1 protein-coding gene is annotated in these 319 nt (G+C 57.4%); it reads left to right on the top strand.

Annotated features, from left to right (window positions below):
* Nucleotides 1-30 precede the first annotated feature (30 nt).
* Nucleotides 31-319 (top strand): transposase (locus R5H29_RS22990; protein WP_407073556.1); only part of this gene is annotated, 289 nt, incomplete at its 3' end.

Genomic DNA, 319 nt, shown 5'->3' with positions numbered 1-319 from the left:
AAGGACATCGAGCGGAACCGCGCTGAAGTTGTGCTCCATGAGGAGTCTACCTTCCCATGCCGAGAGAAAGCGGTTCGCCTTGAGCAGCTGAAGGGCATTGGTCCGAACAGCGCGGCAATGTTGGTTGCAGAGGTTTTTTGCCGAAAGTTCGAAAGCCGACGACACGTCGCGGCCTTCCTTGGGTTAGCTCCGGCGCCCTTCGCCAGCGGCGACGTGTCGCGTGATCAGGGCATCAGCAAAGCCGGTAACCGAAGCACACGTGTGCAGATGGTGGAACTTGCCTGGTGTTGGTTGAAATATCAGCCAAGTAGCGAACTGA

This window comes from Stenotrophomonas sp. A3_2, from assembly GCF_036624925.1.
Taxonomy (GTDB): domain Bacteria; phylum Pseudomonadota; class Gammaproteobacteria; order Xanthomonadales; family Xanthomonadaceae; genus Stenotrophomonas; species Stenotrophomonas hibiscicola.
Note: the sequence above shows the minus strand (reverse complement) of the source record. Positions and strands in the feature narration are given on the sequence as shown.